The organism is Streptomyces chilikensis (genome assembly GCF_001642695.1).
GTDB lineage: Bacteria > Actinomycetota > Actinomycetes > Streptomycetales > Streptomycetaceae > Streptomyces > Streptomyces chilikensis.
Genome location: NZ_LWCC02000005.1, coordinates 2,085,803 through 2,090,203 on the forward strand (window position 1 = coordinate 2,085,803; position 4,401 = coordinate 2,090,203).

The 4,401-nt window shown below is 71.2% G+C and carries 5 protein-coding genes; 2 read left to right on the forward strand and 3 right to left on the reverse strand.

The genetic code is table 11. From position 1 onward, the window contains the following. Together A2U95_RS09340 and A2U95_RS09345 are read right to left on the reverse strand one after the other, a co-directional pair. A partial coding sequence (locus tag A2U95_RS09340) for an MFS transporter (protein WP_240957254.1) occupies positions 1-1,407 on the reverse strand: 1,407 nt, incomplete at its 3' end. 28 nt (positions 1,408-1,435) lie between these two features. Beyond that, positions 1,436-1,876: a MarR family winged helix-turn-helix transcriptional regulator gene (locus A2U95_RS09345; protein ID WP_166021705.1), complete on the reverse strand. Its 441-nt coding sequence runs from the start codon at positions 1,874-1,876 to the stop codon at positions 1,436-1,438. A 142-nt stretch (positions 1,877-2,018) separates the two neighbouring features. On the opposite strand from A2U95_RS09345, the gene A2U95_RS09350 reads away from it, so the two are divergent. After that, positions 2,019-2,246, forward strand: a complete 228-nt coding sequence (locus A2U95_RS09350) for a hypothetical protein (protein ID WP_166021706.1) — start codon at positions 2,019-2,021, stop codon at positions 2,244-2,246. A 27-nt stretch (positions 2,247-2,273) separates the two neighbouring features. Here A2U95_RS09350 and A2U95_RS09355 read toward each other — a convergent pair whose 3' ends face one another. Then, positions 2,274-3,725 (reverse strand): NCS2 family permease, encoded by a 1,452-nt coding sequence (locus A2U95_RS09355; protein ID WP_166021707.1) that lies wholly within the window; start codon positions 3,723-3,725, stop codon positions 2,274-2,276. 184 nt (positions 3,726-3,909) lie between these two features. On the opposite strand from A2U95_RS09355, the gene A2U95_RS09360 reads away from it, so the two are divergent. Further along, on the forward strand, positions 3,910-4,173 hold the full coding sequence (locus A2U95_RS09360) for a DUF2530 domain-containing protein (RefSeq protein WP_166021708.1): 264 nt from the start codon (positions 3,910-3,912) through the stop codon (positions 4,171-4,173). The last annotated feature ends 228 nt before the right edge of the window (positions 4,174-4,401 follow it).

The following is a 4,401-nucleotide window of genomic DNA, read 5'->3' on the forward strand; positions in this document are numbered from 1 at the left end:
CCCCGCGGTGGCCGGCTGCCGTTCCCGCGGGACCACCCGCACCCTGGGGTGCGCGCCCTCCCACCCCACGGCGAGCCGGAGGCGGCCGACGCGCGCCAGGACCACGCCCACCGCGACCGCGGACAACGCCGCGACCGCGCCGCAGACCGCGAACCCCGCCCGCGGGCCGTAGACGTCCGTCGCCCACCCCGCCAGCGGCGCCCCGATCGGCGTGCCGCCCAGGAACACCATCATGAAGAGCGACATCACCCGCCCCCGCATCGCCGGCTCCGTCGCCATCTGGATGCCGGTGTTGGCGGTGACGTTGACCGTCATGCTGAACGCCCCGATCGGCACCAGCAGCAGCGCGAACATCCACAGTTCGGGGCTGAGCGCCGCCGCCACCTCCAGCACGCCGAAGGCGAGCGCCGCCACGATCAGCAGCCGCAGCCGCGCCCGGCTCCGCCGCGCCGCCAGCAGCGCGCCGGCCAGCGAGCCGACCGCGATCAGCGTGTTGAAGAGCGAGTAGCCGCCCGCCCCGGTGTGGAAGACGTCGTCGGCGAAGGCGGACAGGACGACGGGGAAGTTGAATCCGAACGCCCCGACGAAGCCGATCAGCACGATCGTCCAGTACAGGTGCGGCCGCCCCGACACGTAGCGGATGCCCTCCCGCAGCTGGCCCTTGGCGCGCGGCGCGCGCTCCACCGGGTGGAGTTCGCGGCCTCGCATCATCATCAGGCCGGCGATGGGGGCGGCGAACGACAGGCCGTTGATCAGGAAGGCCCAGCCGGTGCCCATGCCGGTGATCAGCACACCGGCGACGGCGGGCCCGACCAGGCGGGCGGACTGGAAGTTGGCGGAGTTGAGGCTGACCGCGTTCTGCAGCTGGTCCCGGCCGACCATCTCGGAGACGAAGGTCTGCCGCGCCGGGTTGTCGACGACCGTGGCCATGCCGACCAGCAGCGCGGCGACGTAGACGTGCCACACCTCGACGTGTCCGCTCAGGTCGAGCGCGGCGAGGGCGAGGCCGGTGACGGCCATCGAGGCCTGGGTGACCAGCAGCGTCGGCCGCTTGGGCAGCCGGTCGACCAGCAGGCCGCCGTAGAGTCCGAGCAACAGCATGGGCAGGAACTGCAGCGCCGTGGTGATGCCGACGGCGGTGGACGAGCCGGTGAGGCTGAGCACCAGCCAGTCCTGGGCGATGCGCTGCATCCAGGTGCCGATGTTGGAGACGACCTGGCCGGCGAAGAAGAGCCGGTAGTTCCGGACCCTGAGGGAACTGAACATCGAGCCCCGGCGGGGCTCTTCGGCGGTACGGGCCGTGCGGGTGGTGCGGGTCGTTCGGGTGGTGCGGGTCGTTCGGTTGGTGCGAGGGGTCCGTGGTTCGATCGGTGCGGGGGCGGAGTCTGCTCCGGGTCCCGAACTCAAAGGGTTTCGCCTCCTCCTGGCGTCCGGCTCACTGGTGGGCGAGCTTCTCCAGCACCGGCGCCGCGGCGCGGAGCTTCGCCCATTCGTCCTCGTCGAGTCCCTCTTCCACCAGCGACGCGAGGAACGCGTTCCTCCTGCGGCGGCTCTCCTCGAGCATCGCCTCGGCCGCGTCGGTCTGGGAGACGACCTTCTGTCTGCGGTCCTCCGGGTGCGGCTCCAGACGGACCAGCCCCTTGGCCTCCAGCAGGGCCACGATGCGGGTCATGGACGGCGGCTGCACGTGCTCCTTGCGGGCCAGCTCGCCGGGGGTGGCGCGGCCGCAGCGGGCGAGGGTGCCGAGCACCGACATCTCGGTGGGGCTCAGCGACTCGTCCACCCGCTGGTGCTTGAGCCGGCGGGCCAGTCGCATCACGGCGGAGCGCAGGTCGTTCACGGCGTCCGCGTCGTCGCCGTGGGTGAGGTCCAGCATGTCTTTAGAGTAACTCATTACTCTGGCTAAGGAACACCGGAAACGCCCCCTGCCGTCAAGAGGGTGCGCTAGATCACCCGAAGGAGTGATCCAAGGGGCGGAAACGGGACACTTGTCCACACCCGGCGCGACCCTCGTCCCCATGCAGACGACGCAGCCGACGGGTCACGCCGACACCGGCGTGCTCAGCCTGCGTGTCGACGGGGACCTGCTCGACCGTCTCCGCGCGCACGCGGCGAGAAGCGGGATGAGCGTCCAGGACTACGTCGTCCGGACGCTCGTGAGGGAGGACTTCGACCAGCGGTTCCGGACCGCGGTCGAGGAGACGCGGAAGCACTACGGCCCCGCGCACGGGAACGCGGGGCCGTAGGGGGCGGGGCCGTGGACCCCGGGCGGATCAGGCGAGGCCGAGGGCCGGCATCAGGTAGTAGAAGAGGAAGACCGCCGCCACCGCCCACATCGCGGCCGGGACGCCCTTGGCGCGGCCGGTGGCCAGGCGCAGCACCGCGAAGGTGATGAAGCCCAGGCCGATGCCGGTGGTGATCGAGAAGGTGAACGGCATCGCCAGCATGGTGACGAAGGCCGGGATCGCGATCGACCAGTCGCTCCAGTCGATCTCCTTGATGTTGCCCGCCAGGATCAGGAAGCCGACCGCGACCAGCGCCGGGGTGGCGGCCTGCGACGGAACCATGGTGGCGACCGGGGTCAGGAAGAGCGCGAGGGCGAAGAGCGCGCCGCTGACCACGTTGGCGAGACCGGTGCGCGCGCCCTCGCCGACGCCCGCGGTGGACTCCACGAAGCAGGTGGTGGCCGAGGAGGACGAGGCGCCGCCGGCGGCGACCGCGATGCCGTCGATGAACAGCACCTTGTTCATGCCGGGCATCTGGCCCCGGGCGTCGGTCAGCTTCGCCTCGTCGCTGATGCCCATGATCGTGCCCATGGCGTCGAAGAAGCAGGACAGCAGGACGGTGAAGACGAAGAGGACGCCGGTCAGCATGCCGACCTTCTCGAACCCGCCGAACAGGCTGACCTGGCCGATCAGGCCGAAGTCGGGCACGGCGAAGGGGTTGCCGGGCCACTCGGGCGTGGTCAGGCCCCAGCTCTTCACGTCCGCGACGGCGTGGATCACCATGGCGACGACGGTCATGACGACGATCGAGATCAGGATCGCGCCGGGCACCTTGCGGATCATCAGGGCGAAGGTGAGCAGCACGCCCAGGACGAAGACCAGGACCGGCCAGCCGAGGAGCTGGTTGCCGACGCCGAGCTGCAGCGGGACGGTGGTGTTCGCGGCGTCCGGCATGCGGGTGACGAAGCCCGAGTCGACCAGACCGATCAGCAGCACGAACAGACCGATGCCGATGGCGATCGCCTTGCGGATGCCGAACGGCACCGCGTTCATCACGCGCTCCCGCAGCCCCGTGGCCACCAGCAGCATCACCACGAAGCCGGCCAGCACGACCATGCCCATCGCGTCGGCCCACGACATCCGCGGGGCGAGCTGGAGGGCGACGACGGTGTTGACGCCGAGGCCGGCGGCCAGCGCGATCGGCACGTTGCCGATGACGCCCATCAGGAGGGTGGAGAAGGCCGCGGACAGGGCGGTCGCGGTGACCAGCTGCGCGTTGTCGAGCTGGTTCCCGTACATGTCCTTCGCGCTGCCCAGGATGATCGGGTTCAGCACGATGATGTACGCCATCGCGAAGAAGGTGGCGAAGCCGCCGCGGATCTCCCGGGGCAGGGTGCTGCCGCGCTCGGAGATCCTGAAGAAGCGGTCGAGTGCGCCGAACCGGGGCCGGCTGCCCGGCTGCTCGGGCTCGGTGGCCTTGGCGGTGGCCGAGGTGGACATACGGGACCTCAGATGTACAGGGGGTCGGGGGGTCCGTCCGGCGGGTCTCGTACGTTCCTACGAGTCGATCCAGCCAGTCGGTGTCTCCACCAGTATGAACATATGAACCAGGCGTTAGCGAATCCCCGAACGCGAATGCGACGAGGGCCGGAGGGGGGCGCGACCGGCCTCGTAAACTGTGGCCATGGCGAAGTGGACCCCCAAGCACGAGGCGCCGGAGCCCCTGGAGGGGCCCGTGGTCGCCACCATCACCGGCGGCACGATCCTGTGGTTCGTCCTCTTCCTCGTCCAACTTCCCTTCTACGGCTGGTTCGACGACGGCGGGCACGCGTGGTGGGTGTGGACCTGCCTGGCCGGCGGCGGGCTGGGCCTCATCGGTGTCTGGTACGTCCGCAAACGGGACGCGGCCATCAGGCGGGCCGAGGCGGAGCGGCACGGCTCCGCGTGACGCGTTTCACGCCACGCTCCTCACGCTGACGCCGCCCTCCCCTCCGCGCAACCGGAGGACCGCCATGCGGCCCCTCCCCCCCCGCGCCGCGCGGCCCCGGCGGAGCCCTCCGCCCGGCGCGCCGCCACGCCCGGCGGGCGCCCGGGGCGCCGGGTGGTCCGGGATGCCCCCGGACGGTGCCCGGGGCGGGCGGACGGAGGCTCCGCGTCCGCCTGCGGCGACCCGTCC